14 protein-coding genes and 1 pseudogene are annotated in these 17194 nt (G+C 63.1%); 6 read left to right on the forward strand and 9 right to left on the reverse strand.

The annotated features are described in order from the left end of the window. Positions 1 to 143: 143 nt before the first annotated feature. Together JQ558_RS22250 and JQ558_RS22255 are read left to right on the forward strand one after the other, a co-directional pair. Positions 144 to 3323, forward strand: a complete 3180-nt coding sequence (locus JQ558_RS22250) for an efflux RND transporter permease subunit (RefSeq protein ID WP_212295087.1) — start codon at positions 144 to 146, stop codon at positions 3321 to 3323. Beyond that, positions 3313 to 4512, forward strand: coding sequence for an efflux RND transporter periplasmic adaptor subunit (locus tag JQ558_RS22255; protein WP_212295088.1), 1200 nt, complete (start codon positions 3313 to 3315; stop codon positions 4510 to 4512). Before JQ558_RS22250 ends, JQ558_RS22255 begins: the two co-directional genes overlap by 11 nt. 120 nt (positions 4513 to 4632) lie before the next feature. Here JQ558_RS22255 and JQ558_RS22260 read toward each other — a convergent pair whose 3' ends face one another. Next, positions 4633 to 6141 carry an acetyl-CoA acetyltransferase gene (locus JQ558_RS22260; RefSeq protein ID WP_212295090.1) on the reverse strand — a complete coding sequence of 503 codons (1509 nt, stop codon included), beginning with the start codon at positions 6139 to 6141 and terminating at the stop codon, positions 4633 to 4635. A gap of 132 nt (positions 6142 to 6273) precedes the next feature. Continuing rightward, entirely contained in the window at positions 6274 to 7407 is a 1134-nt protein-coding gene (locus JQ558_RS22265) for a nitronate monooxygenase (RefSeq protein ID WP_212295092.1), read from the reverse strand. Between the two features lie 233 nt (positions 7408 to 7640). Here JQ558_RS22265 and JQ558_RS22270 point away from each other — a divergent pair, with 233 nt between their 5' ends. Continuing rightward, the gene (locus tag JQ558_RS22270) at positions 7641 to 9299 is read left to right on the forward strand and encodes an NAD(P)/FAD-dependent oxidoreductase (RefSeq protein ID WP_212295094.1); all 1659 of its coding nucleotides are present in this window, start codon (positions 7641 to 7643) and stop codon (positions 9297 to 9299) included. A 72-nt stretch (positions 9300 to 9371) separates the two neighbouring features. Here the strand turns inward: JQ558_RS22270 and JQ558_RS22275 are convergent, their stop codons facing one another. Next, positions 9372 to 10538, reverse strand: coding sequence for an aminotransferase class V-fold PLP-dependent enzyme (locus JQ558_RS22275; protein WP_212295095.1), 1167 nt, complete (start codon positions 10536 to 10538; stop codon positions 9372 to 9374). A gap of 186 nt (positions 10539 to 10724) precedes the next feature. Between JQ558_RS22275 and JQ558_RS22280 the strand changes: the two genes are divergently transcribed. Further along, positions 10725 to 11087, forward strand: a complete 363-nt coding sequence (locus tag JQ558_RS22280) for a hypothetical protein (RefSeq protein ID WP_212210696.1) — start codon at positions 10725 to 10727, stop codon at positions 11085 to 11087. A gap of 26 nt (positions 11088 to 11113) precedes the next feature. On the opposite strand, the pseudogene JQ558_RS37335 reads toward JQ558_RS22280, so the two are convergent. Further along, a pseudogene (locus JQ558_RS37335) lies at positions 11114 to 11341 on the reverse strand (ABC transporter ATP-binding protein); the annotation flags it as partial. Positions 11342 to 11518: 177 nt separating this feature from the next. Between JQ558_RS37335 and yghU the strand changes: the two are divergent. Both yghU and JQ558_RS22295 read left to right on the forward strand, forming a co-directional pair. Continuing rightward, positions 11519 to 12412: a glutathione-dependent disulfide-bond oxidoreductase gene (gene yghU / locus JQ558_RS22290; protein WP_212210700.1), complete on the forward strand. Its 894-nt coding sequence runs from the start codon at positions 11519 to 11521 to the stop codon at positions 12410 to 12412. Positions 12413 to 12539: 127 nt separating this feature from the next. Next, the gene (locus JQ558_RS22295) at positions 12540 to 13295 is read left to right on the forward strand and encodes an alpha/beta fold hydrolase (protein WP_212295097.1); all 756 of its coding nucleotides are present in this window, start codon (positions 12540 to 12542) and stop codon (positions 13293 to 13295) included. A 92-nt stretch (positions 13296 to 13387) separates the two neighbouring features. On the opposite strand, the gene JQ558_RS22300 is transcribed toward JQ558_RS22295, so the two are convergent. From JQ558_RS22300 to JQ558_RS22320, 5 genes are all read right to left on the reverse strand, one after another. After that, complete coding sequence (locus JQ558_RS22300) at positions 13388 to 13672, reverse strand: GNAT family N-acetyltransferase (protein WP_212210704.1); 285 nt, start codon at positions 13670 to 13672, stop codon at positions 13388 to 13390. 147 nt (positions 13673 to 13819) lie between these two features. After that, positions 13820 to 14437: a flavin reductase family protein gene (locus tag JQ558_RS22305; protein ID WP_212032306.1), complete on the reverse strand. Its 618-nt coding sequence runs from the start codon at positions 14435 to 14437 to the stop codon at positions 13820 to 13822. Between the two features lie 116 nt (positions 14438 to 14553). Further along, a complete protein-coding gene (locus JQ558_RS22310) occupies positions 14554 to 15831 on the reverse strand; it encodes an acyl-CoA dehydrogenase family protein (RefSeq protein WP_212295193.1) in 1278 nt (425 codons plus the stop codon). A 125-nt stretch (positions 15832 to 15956) separates the two neighbouring features. Then, on the reverse strand, positions 15957 to 16490 hold the full coding sequence (locus tag JQ558_RS22315) for a Spy/CpxP family protein refolding chaperone (RefSeq protein ID WP_212295099.1): 534 nt from the start codon (positions 16488 to 16490) through the stop codon (positions 15957 to 15959). Between the two features lie 70 nt (positions 16491 to 16560). After that, entirely contained in the window at positions 16561 to 17184 is a 624-nt protein-coding gene (locus JQ558_RS22320) for a trans-aconitate 2-methyltransferase (RefSeq protein WP_212273648.1), read from the reverse strand. Between the last annotated feature and the right edge of the window lie 10 nt (positions 17185 to 17194).

Below are 17194 nucleotides of genomic sequence, written 5' to 3' on the forward strand. Positions count from 1 at the left end.
AGCAGCTATGCCAAGGAAGTGAAGGACGGCTGCGCTGCCCGCGTTGGCTATTTGGCCCCGGTTCGGCTAAATCAGCGCGGTTGAACTGGCCTTTTTTGGATGCCGGTTCTCAGCCCTTCAAAGGCCTCGGGATTGCCTCCTAGATGATTGCTCTGGTCCGTATTGCGCTGAGCCGGCCCTATACTTTCGTTGTGCTCGCGATCCTGCTGCTGATCATCGGACCATTGGCCGCGCTGCGCACGCCGACCGACATCTTCCCGGACATCCGCATCCCCGTCATCGGCGTGGTCTGGAACTATACCGGCCTGCCGCCGGACCAGATGTCGGGGCGTATCATCACGCCGTTTCAGCGCGCGCTGACCACGACCGTCAACGACATCGAGCACATCGTCGCCAATTCCTACACCGGCATCGGGATCGTCAAGATCTTCTTCCAGCCGGGCGTCGATATCCGCACCGCCAACGCCCAGGTGACGGCGATCTCGCAGACCATGATCAGGCAGTTGCCGCCCGGCGCGACCCCGCCGCTGATCCTCAATTACAGCGCCTCCACCGTTCCGATCATCCAGGTTGCACTGTCCGGTGAGGGGCTGACCGAACAAAACCTCGCCGATATCGGCATCAACCAGTTGCGCACCCCGCTGGTGACCGTGCCGGGCGCGGCCATTCCCTATCCGTTCGGCGGCAAGCAGCGCCAGGTCCAGATCGACCTCAACCCGGCCGCGCTGCAGGCCCGCGGCCTGTCCGGGCAGGACGTCGCCAACGCGCTCGCCGCGCAGAACCTGATCACGCCGGTCGGCACCCAGAAAATCGGCCAGTTCGAATACACCATCCAGCTCAACAACTCGCCGCTTCGAATGGAAGAGCTCGGCGACCTGCCGATCAGGGCGGTGAACGGCGCGATGGTCTATGTTCGCGACGTCGCATCCGTGCGCGACGGCAATCCGCCACAGACCAACATCGTGCACGTCGACGGCAACCGTTCGGTGCTGATGATGGTGCTGAAGGCGGGCGCAACCTCGACGCTCGATATCATTGCCGGCATCAAGCAGAAGGTGACCGAGGTCAAGGATTCGCTGCCCGACGCGCTGAAGATCGGCTTCATCGGCGACCAGTCGGTGTTCGTGCGCGGCGCCATCGAGGGCGTCGCCGTCGAAGGCGTCATCGCCGCGCTCCTGACCAGCGTCATGATCCTGCTGTTTCTCGGCAGCTGGCGCTCGACCGTCATCATCGCCGTCTCGATCCCGCTGTCGGTGCTGGGCGCCATCATCTGTTTGTCGGCGATCGGCGAGACGCTCAACATCATGACGCTCGGCGGGCTGGCGCTGGCGGTCGGCATCCTCGTCGACGACGCCACCGTGACCATCGAGAACATCAACTACCATCTGGAGCAGGGCAAGCCGGTCGAGCAGTCCATCCTGGACGGCGCCAACCAGATCGTGACGCCGGCCTTCGTCTCTTTGCTGTGCATCTGCATCGTGTTCGTGCCGATGTTCTTCCTGCAGGGCGTCGCGCGCTTCCTGTTCGTGCCGATGGCCGAAGCCGTCATGTTCGCGATGATCTGGTCGTTCCTGCTGTCGCGCACGCTGGTGCCGACGATGGCGAAATATCTGCTCCAGCCGCATGTCCATCATGAGGGCGGGCGGCCGCCGACGCGCAACCCGCTGGTGCGCTTCCAGCGCGCCTTCGAGGCGCGGTTCGAGCGGATTCGCGCCGGCTACCACGATCTGTTGTCGATGGCGCTGGCAAGGCGGCCGCTGTTCGTCACCGGCTTTCTCGCCCTGGTGGCGCTGTCGTTCCTGCTGGTGCCGTATCTCGGCCGCAACTTCTTTCCGGCGGTCGATGCCGGCAACATCCTAATGCATGTCCGCACCCAGGTCGGCACCCGCGTCGAGGAGACCGCCAACCAGCTCGCCGACGTGCAGAAGGCGATCCGCAAGATCATTCCGCCCGGCGAGATCGAAACGCTGACCGACAATATCGGCATGCCGATCTCCGGCATCAACATGACCTACAACAACACCGGCGTGATCGGACCGGCCGACGGCGACATCCAGATCAAGCTCAGGGAAGGCCACAGGCCGACGGACGAATACGTCCAGATTTTGCGCGAGCAATTGCCGCGGCTGTTTCCCGGCATGAACTTCTCGTTCCTGCCGGCCGACATCGTCAGCCAGATCCTGAACTTCGGCGCGCCGGCGCCGATCGACCTGCAGATCCGCGGCGCGGACATGAAGGCGAACTTCGACTATGCCAACAAGCTGCTGAGCAAAATCCGCCGCATTCCCGGCATCGCGGATGCGCGCATCCAGCAATCGCCGAACGCGCCGACCTTCAACATCGATGTCGACCGCACCCGGGCGCAATATGTCGGCCTGACCGAGCGCGACGTCACCAACAGCCTCGTGGTCAATCTCGCCGGCAGTTCGCAGGTCGCGCCGACCTTCTACCTCAACCCCGACAATGGCGTGTCCTATTCGATCGTGATGCAGACGCCGCAATACAAGATGGATTCGCTCAGCGCCCTGCAGGCGCTACCCATTACGGCGACCGGCAATCCGCAGGCGCCGATCCTGGGCGGCATCGCGGACGTGAGGCGCTCGGCCTCCAGCGCCGTCGTCTCGCAATACGACATCCAGTCGATGGTGCAGATCTACGCGACGCCGCAGGGCCGCGACCTCGGCGCGGTTGCCGCCGACGTCCGGACCGCGATGGCGGAGACGGCGAAGGATGTGCCAAAAGGAAGTTCGGTGGTGCTGCTCGGCCAGGTGCAGACCATGAACAGCGCGTTTTCGGGCTTGCTGTTCGGGCTGCTCGCCGCCGTGGTGCTGATCTATTTCCTGATCGTGGTGAACTTCCAGTCCTGGTCCGATCCGTTCGTGATCATCACGGCGCTGCCCGCGGCCCTTGCCGGCATCGTCTGGATGCTGTTCACGACGCAGACCACGCTGTCGGTGCCGGCGCTGACCGGCGCCATCATGTGCATGGGCGTTGCCACCGCCAACAGCGTGCTGGTGATCAGCTTTGCCCGCGAACGTTATGAAGAGCTCGGCGATCCCATCGCGGCGGCGCTGGAAGCCGGCTTCGTCCGCTTCCGCCCGGTCCTGATGACGGCGCTCGCGATGATCATCGGCATGACGCCGATGGCGCTCGGACTCGGCGAGGGCGGCGAGCAGAACGCGCCGCTCGGGCGGGCAGTGATCGGCGGCTTGATCTTCGCCACCATCGCCACCCTGATGTTTGTTCCCGTGGTGTTCAGTATGGTACACAAGAAACAGGGCGTCATTGCCGACGCCGCACCGGAGAGCCCGCATGACCACTGAACAACGCCCGCCGGTATCGCGCCGGAAATTGGGCCTATTCGGGGTCGTGGCGCTGATTGGGGCGGGGCTGATCGTCGCCACCGGCATCCGGGCGCGCGAGGAATCCGGCTCGAAGCTGCGCGAATGGACCGACAACCAGGCGGTTCCGAGCGTCGCCGTCGCATTCCCCAATGCCCGCGCGCTCAATCCCACCATCGACCTGCCGGGCCGTCTTGAAGCTTACTCGCGGGCGCCGATCTTCGCGCGCGTCAGCGGCTACCTGAAAAGCTGGAGCGCCGATATCGGCGCCAAGGTCAAGGCAGGCCAGGTCATCGCGGAGATCGAGGCGCCCGACCTCGATCAGCAATTGCTGCAGGCTAGGGCCGATCTCGTCAGCCAGCAGTCGAGCGCGCGGCTGTCAGAGGCTACGCTGAACCGGCGCAAGACGCTGCTCGCCTCGAACTTCGTCTCGATGCAGGAAATCGACGAGCGCACCGCCGACCTCGCCAACAAGAAAGCCGCCGTCAATTCCGGCACCGCCAATGTCGAGCGGCTGGAGGCGCTGGCGGGTTACAAGAAGATCACCGTGCCGTTCGATGGCGTGGTCACGGCGCGCGAAACCGATGTCGGGGCGCTGATCAATGCCGGCGGCGGTTCGGGGCCTGCGATGTTCGTGGTGTCTGACATCACCAAGCTGCGCGTCTATGTCAACGTGCCCCAGAGCTACGTTCCCGCCGTCAGGATCGGCGCGAAAGCCGTGCTGACGATGCCGGAATATCCGAACCGGACTTTTGCGGCGACCGTGGAAGCATCCTCGCAGTCGGTCGATGTCTCCTCGGGGACGACGCGCATGCAGCTGGCGCTTGACAATGCCGGCGGTGAACTGATGCCCGGCGCCTATGCCAATGTTCGCCTGCCGCTGGAACGCGACGCCGTGCCGCTGCATATTCCCTCCAGCGCGCTGATCTTCAACAAGGACGGTTTACGGGTCGCGACCGTCGGTCCCGACGACAAGGTGCTGTTCAAGACCGTCACCATCGCCCGCGATCTCGGCCGCGAGATCGAACTCGCCTCCGGCGTCACCCCCGACGACCGCATCATCACCGCGCCGCCGGACGGCATCGCCGACGGCGACCCGGTCCGCGTCGTCGGCGCCGCCGCCAAGGGCAAGCCCACGACGGCATCGGAAAAGCAGGATGTGAAGGGGTAGGGGGGCGGGGACGACAGTCTTCGTCATGCCCGGGCTTGACCCGGGCATCCACGACTTACTTTCGTTCGAGTTACAAAGACATGGATGGCCGGGACAAGCCCGGCCATGACGGTGGAATTTCTACCCCGCCCGCCACTCCAGCACGCCATCACCGGCCGTGACGATCTCCCCCACCGAACCCACCGGCGTGCGCTCCATGTTGCGCAGGTGCGCCAGCGTCGCGCTGTCGTTCGCCGGCACCCGCGCCAGGGCGCGCGCATCGCCGGCCGTGCGAATCATCACCACGCCGTGCTCGACGTCGCCCTTGCCGCCATAGATCACGGTAAAGCTTTCGACCTTGCCCTTGCCGGTGGCTTCGGTGACGAACTCGGGCACGGCGCCCTTGCGGCGGTCGGCCTCGGCCTGCACGCTGGTGTCCAGTGCCAGAGCCTGCTTTGGCGCCTGTCGCGACAGCACCAGGCCATGATGCTTGGTGACAAAACCGCCCTGGCCGTAGAGCAGGCCGAGCGTGCCGCCTTCACGCAGCTTTCTCACCATCGCGCAGGCGGCATGCGTCATATAGGTGTTGAGCGGCGCGCCGAAGAACGTGAGGCCGCCGGTGACGGTGGGCCTGACGTCGGGGCCGAGCCCCAGCGTCCGCCGCGCCATCTTGGGCACGCATGGGAAGCAGCTGTACAATTCAATCGCGTCGAATTTCCTGCCGTCGCCGCCGACGAGGTCCATCACGGCGTTGAGCACGGCGTTCTGCGGATGGCTCTCGAAGAACTGGTCGCGCACCAGATAATCGCGCGGCTCTTCCGCAGATGCGCCGCCGAGAGGGTAGATCAGCCGGTCCTCGGGCACGCCGGCGGCGCGCGCCTTTGCCAGCGAGGTCATCAGGATCGCGCCGCCCATATTGACGGTCGGATTGGCCACCATCAGCTTGGTGTATGGCCAGGCGATCAGCCGGTTTTCCGGCGTCGGCGTTGTGATCTCGTCCGGCGTGAATTGCTTCTTCAACCAGGAATTGGGATTCTCCGACGCCACGCGCGCATAGGTCGACCACAACTGTCCGGATTCGGCGAGCGCCTCGCGCGGGGTCTGGCCCCAATGCGCTGATGTGGCGGACTCATACAGCGGATAAACGGTGATGGGACGGAACACACCGAGCGTCACCGCCATCGGCTTCTGGAACGCTGCGCCGCGCTTGGGCTCCTCGACGTCGTGGGCAAACGGCGTCCATGGCAGATCGATACCGGCCCGCTGGGCTTTTGTTGCGGTCGATTGCGCCTCGGCGCCGCACACCGCCGCCACGCTGCATTCGCCGCGCGCGATGCGTTTTGCTGCTTCATGCAGATAGCGGATCGGGCTCTCACCGCCGACTGGACCGTAATAGCAATACGCTGGTTTCGCGCCGAGCCGCTCGGCGAGCAGCTTTTCGGGATCGCGGTAGCGCCAGCTCAGGAAATTGACCACGTCGAGCGAACCGAGTTCGCCCAGCAGCCTTGCGCCGCTGTCCGCCTCCGCGCGCTTCAGCGCCTGCTCCAGCAGCGCGAGCGGCTCAAGTCCGGCGGCGATGTCCTTTGGCCGGTCGACGATTTCGCCGACGCCGACGATGACGGGAATGCGGTCTTCGGGAGTCTTCGACATTTTCTTGTTTCTCTTTCAGGGCTAGGCAACGTCCTCATCCTGAGGAGCCGCGAAGCAGCGTCTCGAAGGATGGGCCACGGGCCTCATGGTTCGAGACGCGCGAAGACGCGCTCCTCACCATGAGGAGAAATATCACTCCTCCATCAACGCATTCATATGCTCGACCGCGTCGACAAAATCTTCCTTGAATTCCTGCACCACCGCGCCGGCGGATTTGACGCTGTCGATCAGGCCGACGCCCTGGCCGACGAAATAGCTGACGAGGTCGCGCGCCTGGACGTTGCCGGCGGCGGCGGCGCGGTCGATCGAGTTGAAGGCGTCGCGGCTGATGATGCTTTGCAGCGGCATGGGCAGCGCACCGGGGCTGTCAGGCCCGCGGTCCCACGCATCGGTCCATACCGAGCGCAACTGCCGGGCGGGCTTGCCGGTGCGGCCCTTGGAGCGGATCGCGTCGCGCGAGGACGCCGCAATCATCTTCTCGCGAAAAATTTCGGTGGTCTCGGATTCCACCGTCGCGAGCCACACCGAGCCGGTCCAGGCACCGGCCGCGCCCATCGCCATGCAGGCGGCCATCTGGTGCCCGGTCATGATGCCGCCCGCCGCCAGCACCGGCACGTTGCGGATCGGCTTGATCGCCTTGATCACCTCGGGCACCAGCACCATGGTGGAAACTTCGCCGCAATGGCCGCCGGCCTCAGTGCCCTGCGCCACCAAAATATCGACGCCGGCCGCGACCTGCCGAAGCGCGTGCTCCTTGGAGCCGATCAGCGCCGCGACCGGCACGTCGTGCTTGCGGCCCATCTCGATCATCGCCTTCGGTGGGACGCCGAGCGCGTTCGCGATCAGCCTGATCGGATGACGGAAGGAAACGTCGAGCAACTCCAGCGCGATCTCGGCGTCAAACGGCTGTGGCTGGTTGTCGGCGACACTCTCGGTCGTGAGTTCGATGTTGTATTTCTTCAGAAGATTGCGGGTGAAATCACGATGCTCTTGCGAAACCCGCTTCTCCAGACTTTTCCAGGTGAGGTTCTTCTCGCCAGCGGTCGAGATGTTTTCCGGGATCAGCACATCGATGCCGTAGGGCTTGCCGTCGACGTGGTCGTCGATCCATTTCAGTTCCTGCTCCAGCGTCTCCGGCAAGAAGCGGGTCGCGCCGAGCACGCCAAATCCACCGGCGCGGCTGACGGCGGCGACCACGTCGCGGCAATGGCTGAAGGCCAGCAGCGGAAATTCTATTCCCAGCATGTCGCAGATCGGGGATTTCATGGTCGTATCCGTTCCCTGGGGTGGCTTTGACGCCGCTCGTTGTTTGTTTTTGTTTGCCGTATTGACCTGACGCTAGCCCATCGGGGGCTGGGATGCCAAGCGCTCTTCGATCATGAGGGACGAACATTCCACGCCGCAAAATATGCAAAGCAAGACCGCCGATTTGTGTCTTGCGCTTTGGCGCTATCGAGAGAATGCTGTCCGGCAAATCAAGAATTCGCAAGGGAGTGTCCATGACCGCATCGCCATCCGTTTCCGGGAAAGCTGCCGAGAGCTACGACGTCGTCGTGGTCGGCGCAGGCTTTGCCGGCATGTACATGCTGCATAAACTGCGCGGGCAGGGGTTTTCAGCGCGGGTCTATGAGCAGGGCGATGGCGTCGGCGGCACCTGGTACTGGAACCGCTATCCCGGGGCGCGCTGCGATGTCGAGAGCATGCAATATTCCTATTCGTTCTCCGAAGAGCTGCAGCAGGAATGGGACTGGAGCGAGCGCTACGCGCCGCAGCCGGAGATTCTGAAATACGCCAATCACGTCGCCGACCGTTTTGGTCTCCGTCCCGACATCCAGTTCAACACCGTGGTGGAGCGCGCGGAGTACGACGAACGCACCAACCTGTGGTCGGTCACGCTATCCGGCGGCAAGGCCGTCATTGCAAAATTCGTGGTGCTCGCCACCGGCTGCCTGTCGAACGCGCGGATGCCCGAGATCAGGGGTCTCGATCGCTTTGAAGGCAAGGTCTATCACACCGGTCACTGGCCGCATGAAACCGTCGATTTCACCGGCCAGCGCGTCGGCGTGATCGGCACGGGATCGTCGGGCATCCAGTCGGTGCCTGTGATCGCCGAGCAGGCGAGCCACCTCACGGTGTTTCAGCGCACCGCGAATTTTTCGATTCCCGCCCGCAACGCCATGCTGACCGAGGAAGAGCGGCAGGCGTTCCGCGCCAAATATCCGGAAGTCAGGCAGTTCGCGCGCACGGAATCGCGCAACGGCATCTATACCGAGATGCCCGATCGCGGCGCGCTCGATGATGGCGACAACGAGCGCCGCGCCAAATACGAAGCGCGCTGGAGTCGCGGCGGGCTCACCTTCATGTCTGTTTACAACAACCTCGCGCTCGATCAGGCCGCCAACGACACCGCGGCAAATTTCGTCCGCGAGAAGATCGCCGAAATCGTCAAGGACCCCGAGAAGGCAAAGCTGCTGCAGCCGAACAACCATCCGATCGGCTCCAAGCGCATCTGCATCGACACCGAATATTTTTCGACCTTCAACCGCCCGAACGTGACGCTGGTCGACATCAAGTCCAACCCGATCAAGGAAATCACGGCCAACGCCGTACGATCAGGCGGCAAGGACTACGAAGTCGATGCATTGGTGCTGGCGACCGGCTTCGATGCGATGACGGGTTCAGTTGCCAAGATCGACATTCGCGGCCGCAACGGCCAGACGTTGAACCAGAAATGGGCCGAGGGGCCGCGCACCTATCTCGGCTTGATGAGCGCCGGCTTTCCCAATCTCTTCGTCATCACCGGTCCCGGCAGCCCGTCGGTGTTGTCGAACATGATCGTCTCGATCGAGCAGCATGTCGACTGGATCACCGACTGCGTGACCTATATGCGCGACCGCGGCTTTGAGGCCATGGAAGCCAAGAAGGAAGCCGAGGATAACTGGGTCGCCCACGTCAACGAGGTCGCCTACACCACGCTCTATCCGCAGGCCAATTCCTGGTACATGGGCGCCAACGTCCCCGGCAAGCCGCGCATCTTCATGCCCTATATCGGCGGCGTCGGGCCGTACCGGCAGATCTGCGACGATGTCGCGGCGAAGGGCTACGAGGGCTTTGCGATGACGGGTGCCGAGCAGCCGAGGAAGATGGCGGCGTCGTAGTCACTACCGTCATTGCGAGCGAAGCGAAGCAATCCATCTCTCCGCGAAAAGAAAGAATGGATTGCTTCGTCGCTACGCTCCTCGCAATGACGTGTTTAACCGCCTTCCCAAAACCTCCACAAACCGATCCGCATCGGCCTCGTCATTATATACATGCGGCGAGATGCGCAGGCGCCCCAGACGCGGCGCGACGTAGACGCCGTCGCTCGCCAGGCCCTCGACCAGTCCCGCCGGCATGCCGCCCTTGAACGCGAGGCTCAGAATATGCGGCGCACGCAGCCGCCCATCCGGCACGCTGACGCCGATGCCGCGCACGCCTTCCGCAATCCGCTCCGTCAGCATCGCGAGCCGCCGCACCACGGCCGCTGCACCCCATTCGGCCAGCATTTCCATGCCAATGGACGCCATCTCCATCGAAATGAAATAGTCGCGCTTGCCCATGTCGAAGCGGCGCGCATCGGGCACGTAATCGAGATCGGTGAAATAGACCGAATTCTCGGCGCGCACGTCGCGGCGGCCGGCTGAGGTCTGCTCCAGCGGAATGCCGCTCTGATGGCGTTTTGCAACATAGAGAAAGGCGCGGCCGTAAGGCCCGAGCACCCATTTGTAGGTCGGGAACAGCACGAAATCAGGATCGAGACGCTTGACGTCCATCGCCAGCACACCGACGCCCTGCGTGGCGTCGATCAGGAACATCGCGCCGCGCGGCTTGAGCGCCGCGCTCACTTTGTCGACGTCAATCAGCCCGCCGTCCGACCAGTGCACCGAGGAGATCGAGGCGAGGCTGACCGGCGCAGCACCCGATCGTTCGATCACGGCCAGCACCGCCGACGTCCAGTCGCCGTCTTCGGGTTGTCGAACCGTCTCGACGGTAAATCCCTGCACATCCGCTCGCGCGTGCCATTCCAGCACGGGGGAGGAGTGATCGCTTTCCAGCACGATCACGCGCGTGCCGCGGGGAATGGTCAAAAGCTTTGCTGCCGTCGCGACGCCGTAGCTGATCGAGGGGGTCAGCGCGATATCGGATGGCTCGGCATTGATCAGCCGGGCAGCAGCCGCGCGCGCACGTTCGTTCTGCTGGTTGGCAAAGGAAGCCGGCAGCGTCCACGGCGTGCCCTTGCGCCCGACCGCGGCGCGGCCGGCTTCCAGAGTCCGGATCGGCAAGGGGCTGTAGGAGGCGGCGTTGAGGTAGCAAATCTGGCGCGGTATCTCGAACAAAGCGCGTTGCGAGGCAAGCATTTGGGATGATCTCTTGGGTGCGATCCATCCACTATGGCCGATCGTGACCAAGCCAGCCACAGAAGCATTGCTCCGAGTACAACTCTGCCGCGCCTAAGGACTTTTACGCTATGAACCTGGACCATGGCAGGCGCGACCAAAGGGCGTTCGCAGAGCTCCACGATATCAGTGGCAACAGAGGCGGCCATGTCACTTTCTTACGAAACCCAGCGATCCATCGCCTCGGACAATATCGTCGCCGGAGCCGTCTACGTACTTTACGGCGTAGGATATTTCACCGGGATTACAGCGCTGATGGGTCTCATCATCGCGTATGTGAAGGTCGACGATACCGACCCCGTGATGCAATCGCATTTCCGGTTTCAGATCAGGACCTTCTGGATCGGATTGCTGTACCTTGCGATCGGCATTCCGTTCTCCCTGGTGCTGATTGGCCTGCCGATTGTTGCCTGGTGGTTCATCTGGTCACTCATTCGCATCGTCAAGGGCGGCCTGTTGAGCATCGAGCACAAGCCGATCGTCAATCCGAGGTCCTGGCTGTTCGGATAATCCGGCCGGCGGGAAGCTGCCCCCTTAACCTCCAGCCACTCCTTGCGCACGCCGGCATTGGCGGCAAGCTCCGCCGGCGTTCCCTCGAACACGATGCGGCCGTGGCCCATCACATAGAGGCGGCGGGAAATCTTCAGTGCGATGGTGAGTTTCTGCTCCACCAGAAGAATAGCGGTGCCGCGGCGCGCGATTTCGTCGAGCAAGGTGCCGACCTGTTCGACCAGTTTTGGGGCAAGCCCCTCGGTCGGCTCGTCTGAAATCGCGACATGGACCCGACGCGGACCGCCACGGGAATTGTTGGGCTGCCATGCAGCATCTTGCGGTTGGCGGCGACAGCCCCAAGGTATACCAGACAGTCGCATTGTAATTCCGCCGCGCGGCAGATCGCCCCTCACGTGACTCGGCCGACAAGAAGCCTGGAGCCAACACGAATGAACGAAATTGTTACCGACCCCACCGCCTATGTGCCGCCGAAAGTCTGGACCTGGAATAAGGAAAGCGGCGGCCGCTTCGCCAGCATCAACCGGCCGATCGCCGGTCCCACGCATGACAAGGAACTGCCGGTCGGCCGGCATCCGTTTCAGCTCTATTCGCTGGCGACGCCGAACGGCGTGAAGGTCACCGTCATGTTCGAGGAGCTGCTGGCCGCCGGTCACAGTGGCGCCGAGTATGACGCGTGGTTGATCAAGATCGACGGCAACCAGTTCGGCAGCGGTTTTGTCGCTGTTAATCCGAACTCCAAGATCCCGGCGCTGATGGACCGCAGCGGACCGACGCCGATCCGGCTGTTCGAGTCCGGCGCGATCCTGATGCATCTGGCCGAAAAGTTCGGGGCCTTTCTGCCGGCCGGCGGCGAGGCGCGGGCGGAATGCCTGTCATGGCTGTTCTGGCAGATGGGCAGCGCGCCGTTTCTCGGCGGCGGCTTCGGCCATTTCTATGCCTACGCGCCGACCAAGATCGAATACGCCATCGACCGCTACGCCATGGAGGTGAAGCGTCAGCTCGACGTGCTCGATCGGCGGCTTGCCGACAATGAGTATCTCGCCGGCAGCGAATACACGATCGCCGACATGGCGACCTGGCCGTGGTACGGCGCGCTGGCAAAAGGCCTCGTCTACGGCGCCGGCGAATTCCTGTCGGTGCACGAATACAAGAACGTGCAGCGCTGGACCGATCAAATCGCAAAACGCCCGGCGGTGAAGCGCGGCCGCATGGTCAACCGGATCTCGGGCGATCCGGCGAGCCAGTTGCACGAGCGGCATGAGGCCAGCGATTTCGATACGAAGACGCAGGACAAGATCGGCGAGCCGGCCAAGGCATCGTAGTAGTTTGTCGCTGTAGGGCGGATTGGAGCCGAAGGCGTAATCCGCCTTTGGTGCGGCCCGACAAAGATGGTGGGTTACGCTACGCTAACCCACCCTACGAAGTAAGAATCCAAACCGGGGAAACCGCATGCCGACTTTCGAAAAAGGCGCCGTTCGTATCCACTATGAGGAAACCGGCTCCGGTTATCCATTGCTGATGATCGCCGGCGGCGGATTGAACTCGACGATCGCGGGCCTGTCGGGCAGCTATCCGCCGTTCGATTCCTTCGAGGAGTTAAAGGGCGAGTACCGCTGCATCGCGGCCGATTTGCGCAACGCCAATACCGGGAAATCTTCCGGCCCGCTCGAAATCGACCGGCCCTGGGATTCCCACACCGACGACCATCTCGGCTTGATGGATCATCTTCGCATCGACAAGTTCATGGTGCTCGGCTTCTGCATCGGCGGCCCCTTGATCTGGAATCTGCTGAAGCGCGCGCCCGATCGCGTCGTCGCTGCCGTGCTGGCGCAGCCGTCCGGCTCGCGTCCCGAGATGCGGGACCTGTTCTACGACAACAACACCAAAGGCTGGGCGCCGGAGCTCCTGAAGCAGCGGCCGGACATCACCCCGGAGACAACAGATAAATTCCTCACCAGGATGTACCGCACCAATCCCGACTTCGTCTTCACGGTGACACGCGACTTCGTGCGCCAGTGCAGGACACCGGTGCTGATCCTGCCCGACGATATCCCGGCGCACCCTTATGCGGTCGCGATGGAGTCGGCGATGCTGGCGCCGAACGCCGAAGTCAGCATGTTTCCGTGGAAGGAGCCCAAGGAGCGGATACCGCTCGCGGTACGCCAGATCCGCTCGTTCCTGCGCGCGCACCGGCCGGTGGCGTAGCTTATAGGGTGGGCAAAGCGAAGCGTGCCCACCATTTCAACCGAGTTTCGAATGAAGATGGTGGGCACGGCGCAAGCGCGCCTTTGCCCACCCTACGAAGCCGTGCCCAGCAAATCGTTGTCTTCCGGATGCTTCTTCATATAGCCCTGGATGAACTCGCATTCGACGGTGAGCTTGCGTCCCTGCGCCCGTACCGCTTCGAGGGTCGCCCGCGCGAGTTTTGAGCCGACGCCTTTGCCGCCGAGCTCCGGCGGCACCACGGTGTGTTCCAGCGTGATCGTATCAGGCGATTTGCGGTAGGTAACGAAGGCGATGGCGCCGTCGACGTCGAGCTCAAAGCGGCTGCTGGTTTCGTTGTCGCGGAAATGGTCGGTCATGCGAACTCCAGTATCGGTGCGTAGGGTGGGTTAGGCGAAGCCGTAACCCACCATCTTCGTTCCGCATCGGCGGTGGGTTACGCGGAGTTTATCATCGGGCGCGCATTCGCGCGACCCGGTGGCTAACCCACCCTACGAAATTACGCGCTACTTCGCCGGAAGTTCCGGCGCCGGCGGGAACACGACGCGGTCGTCGGTGCGGCAATAGCGGTCGGCGAACATGCGGCCGATCGGGTGGTAGCGCTCCATGTGCACGCGCATGGTCTGCGTATCCCACAATTCGTCGCGGATGTAGAAATTGATGCCTTCGCCCATGATCAGCGTGCGATCGCCATTGACGTCGATGGTCTTCCAGATCTTGCACTCCATCGCCCAGGGCGCATCGGCCAGCCGCGGCGCCGCGACCCGGGTCGAGGGCGCAAGTTTCAGGCCGAGATAGCCGGGCTCGCCGACATCGGGCGGAAAGTCGCCGCTGGAATCGTGCATCGCGCGCGCCAGCGGCTCGTCGGTGAGGTTGACGACGAACTCGCCGGTGCGCTGGATGTTGACCAGCGTGTCCTTGACGCGCCCGTCGGGCCGCAGATTGACCGCGAACATGCACAGCGGCGGATCCTCGCAGAACACATTGAAGAAGCTGAACGGCGCGGCGTTGACCACGCCGGTCGGGCCCACTGAAGTTACCCAGGCGATCGGCCGCGGCAGCACGAATCCGGCGAGCAGCTTGTAGCGCTCGCGCGGCTGCAGGTTTTCGGGGGCGTATTCCATGGGGCTTTCCGATCGACAGGCCGTAGGGTGGATTAGCCGAAGGCGTAATCCACCGTTTGCGTTCGACAAAAGAGGTGGGTTACGGCTTCGCCTAACCCACCCTACGAAGCAAGATCCTACGGCATGCTCAGTTCATGCCGGCCCACCACCATCCAGTGCACCTCATCCGGACCGTCGGCGAAGCGCAGGTGGCGGACGTCCTGGTACATTTCGCCGAGCGGGCTCCAGTGCGAAATACCGGTGGCGCCGTGCATCTGGATTGCCTGGTCGATGATCTTGCAGGTGCGCTCGGGCACCATGGCTTTCACCATGCTGACCCAGATCCGCGCTTCCTTGTTGCCGAGCACGTCCATCGCCTTGGCCGCCTTGAGCACCATCAGCCGCATCGCCTCGATCTCGCAGCGCGCCTGCGCGATGATCTGCATGTTGCCGCCGAGATGGGCGATCTTCTTGCCGAAGGCTTCGCGGGTCAGGCCGCGCTGGACCATCAGGTCGAGCGCCTTCTCGGCCTTGCCGATGGTGCGCATGCAGTGATGGATACGGCCCGGCCCGAGGCGGACCTGCGAGATTTCAAAGCCGCGGCCTTCGCCGAGCAGCATGTTTTCCTTCGGCACCCGGCAATTGTTGAAGCGCAGATGCATGTGGCCGCGCGGCGCGTGGTCGTGGCCGAACACGTGCATCGGGCCCAGGATTTCCACGCCGGGGGTGTCGATCGGCACCAGGATCTGCGACTGCTGCTTGCTCGGCGGTGCGTCCGGATTGGTCTTCACCATGACGATCATGATCTTGCAGCGCGGATCGCCGGCGCCGGAGATGTAGTACTTCTCGCCGTTGATCACCCATTCGTCGCCGACGAGCTTTGCCGAGGTCGAGATGTTCTTGGCATCGGAGGAGGCGACATTCGGCTCGGTCATCGCATAGGCCGAACGGATTTCACCTGATAGCAGCGGCTTCAGCCACTTTTCCTTCTGCGCCTTGGTGCCGACGCGTTCCAGCACTTCCATGTTGCCGGTGTCGGGCGCCGAGCAGTTCATGGTCTCCGACGCCATCGGGTTTTTCGCCAGCTCGACCGCGATATAGGCGTAGTCGAGGTTTTTCAGACCCTGGCCGGTCTCGTCATCGGGCAGGAAGAAGTTCCACAGGCCTTCTTCCTTGGCCTTGTCCTTGGCCTTCTGCAGGCAGGCCAGCTGTTCCGGCGTAAAACTCCAGCGGTCGGTCTTCTTCTCGCCAAGCTTTGCGAATTCGACCGACATCGGGTCGACGGTCTCGCGGATGAATTTCTTGACGTGCTCGTAGAGCGGACGGACCTCATCCGACATCCGGAGATCATTAAGCTCTTCGCCCGGATTGAGGTTGTAGGTCGTCGTTCGCGGGATGTAGGCGTGCTTCATCAGGGTCCTCCCATGCGGCGTTTTCCATTCTGCGGATAATCTTTGGAACGCGCCTGTTGGGCCGCAATCTAGACGCCAGCGCGGTCCCTGCACAAGCGGGACGAGGCTCCGCGCGCAGCGCCCTGCCGCTAATGCATGCGGTGATGCCGCGCCGGGGAATCGGATGCGTATCCCCGCAACTGGGCATATTGTTTCATCTGATCGGGAGACAGGATTTGCGCCGTTTCGAGGTGATATTTCAGATGCGCGTTGCGCAGTTCCGCCTGCGTCTGGCCGATCTTCGTCGTCGCTTCCCTCAGCGCGTCTGATGTGATCGAATGGTTGGCGAATTGCCGGTCGAGCGCGCTTTCCTGTTCGATCAGGCTGAGACCGATCGGTGTCGCTTCCGCTTTCATTGTTTCAAACAGTGTTTGAATCCGTTGCTTCTGCGCCGCCGACAGCGCCAGCTTGTCGGACAATTCCAGCACGTGCATCGGACCGGGGTAACCGTTCAGTTCGGCCGCCAGCGCCAGGCCCATGCCCCTGCCGGCCCTGAGATCATCGATCTGCTGCGCGGACAGTGCCTTGATCGAGCGGCCCTGCATCCCCGCATAGGGCGACTGCGCCATTGCGGCGGTCGAAGCGAGGGCGAGGATGGTGATGGCGTTGGCAATGGCTTTCATGAAGATCTCCTGCTGTGCGTCGTAATCTTAATAGTGCCGCCGGTGGGCGTTCATCAAAGTCCCGTCAGAATTACTCGACGCGCTGAAAGACGCTGAACTGGAAAAGCTGGTGCGATCCCCAGGGCGTGGCATGGTCGTCGCGCTGGCTTTGCAGCAGCTTGAACCCCGATCCCAGCGTCTGCCGGAGCCGCGCCGCATCGTAACGCATCACCGGCAGGCCGCTGCATTTCTCGGGTCCGTCCAGCGCGAAGGTCGCGATGATGGCGTGGCCGCCGATCTTCAAACCCTGCTTGAACCGTGCGATGTAGCTCGCGCGGTCACTCTCCTCGGTCAAAAAGTGAAACGCCGCCCGGTCATGCCAGATGTCATACGCCCGCGACGGCTGCCATGTGGTGGCGTCCGCCACAAGCCAATGCGCGCGTGAGGCGCGTTCGCCGAGACGGGCTTTGGTGGCCTCCAATGCCGCCGCGGATAGATCGAGCACGGTGACGTCACAAAATCCCTGATCGATGAGGTGATCGACCAGCCGTGACGCGCCGCCGCCGATGTCGATGATCGCCGAATGAGGCGTCGCCCCGATCTCGGCGATCAGCGCCAGCGACGGGGCAGGGCTTTCCTGAAACCAGCTGACCTCGTTCTCGCCTTTGCTGGCGTAGACGTTCTCCCAGTGCGCCTGGCGGCTTTCGCTTTCCATCGCGTCCTCC

The sequence above is a fragment of the Bradyrhizobium sp. AUGA SZCCT0160 genome, assembly GCF_018130105.1.
In the GTDB taxonomy this organism is placed as follows: Bacteria; Pseudomonadota; Alphaproteobacteria; order Rhizobiales; family Xanthobacteraceae; genus Bradyrhizobium.

Bases quoted from the DNA above. Each gene is read 5' to 3' on its own strand.
- JQ558_RS22250 (WP_212295087.1), top strand. From the start codon at position 144: ATGATTGCTCTGGTCCGTATTGCGCTGAGCCGGCCCTATACTTTCGTT.
- JQ558_RS22255 (WP_212295088.1), top strand. From the start codon at position 3,313: ATGACCACTGAACAACGCCCGCCGGTATCGCGCCGGAAATTGGGCCTA.
- JQ558_RS22260 (WP_212295090.1), bottom strand. From the start codon at position 6,141: ATGTCGAAGACTCCCGAAGACCGCATTCCCGTCATCGTCGGCGTCGGC.
- JQ558_RS22265 (WP_212295092.1), bottom strand. From the start codon at position 7,407: ATGAAATCCCCGATCTGCGACATGCTGGGAATAGAATTTCCGCTGCTG.
- JQ558_RS22270 (WP_212295094.1), top strand. From the start codon at position 7,641: ATGACCGCATCGCCATCCGTTTCCGGGAAAGCTGCCGAGAGCTACGAC.
- JQ558_RS22275 (WP_212295095.1), bottom strand. From the start codon at position 10,538: ATGCTTGCCTCGCAACGCGCTTTGTTCGAGATACCGCGCCAGATTTGC.
- JQ558_RS22280 (WP_212210696.1), top strand. From the start codon at position 10,725: ATGTCACTTTCTTACGAAACCCAGCGATCCATCGCCTCGGACAATATC.
- yghU (WP_212210700.1), top strand. From the start codon at position 11,519: ATGAACGAAATTGTTACCGACCCCACCGCCTATGTGCCGCCGAAAGTC.
- JQ558_RS22295 (WP_212295097.1), top strand. From the start codon at position 12,540: ATGCCGACTTTCGAAAAAGGCGCCGTTCGTATCCACTATGAGGAAACC.
- JQ558_RS22300 (WP_212210704.1), bottom strand. From the start codon at position 13,672: ATGACCGACCATTTCCGCGACAACGAAACCAGCAGCCGCTTTGAGCTC.
- JQ558_RS22305 (WP_212032306.1), bottom strand. From the start codon at position 14,437: ATGGAATACGCCCCCGAAAACCTGCAGCCGCGCGAGCGCTACAAGCTG.
- JQ558_RS22315 (WP_212295099.1), bottom strand. From the start codon at position 16,490: ATGAAAGCCATTGCCAACGCCATCACCATCCTCGCCCTCGCTTCGACC.
- JQ558_RS22320 (WP_212273648.1), bottom strand. From the start codon at position 17,184: ATGGAAAGCGAAAGCCGCCAGGCGCACTGGGAGAACGTCTACGCCAGC.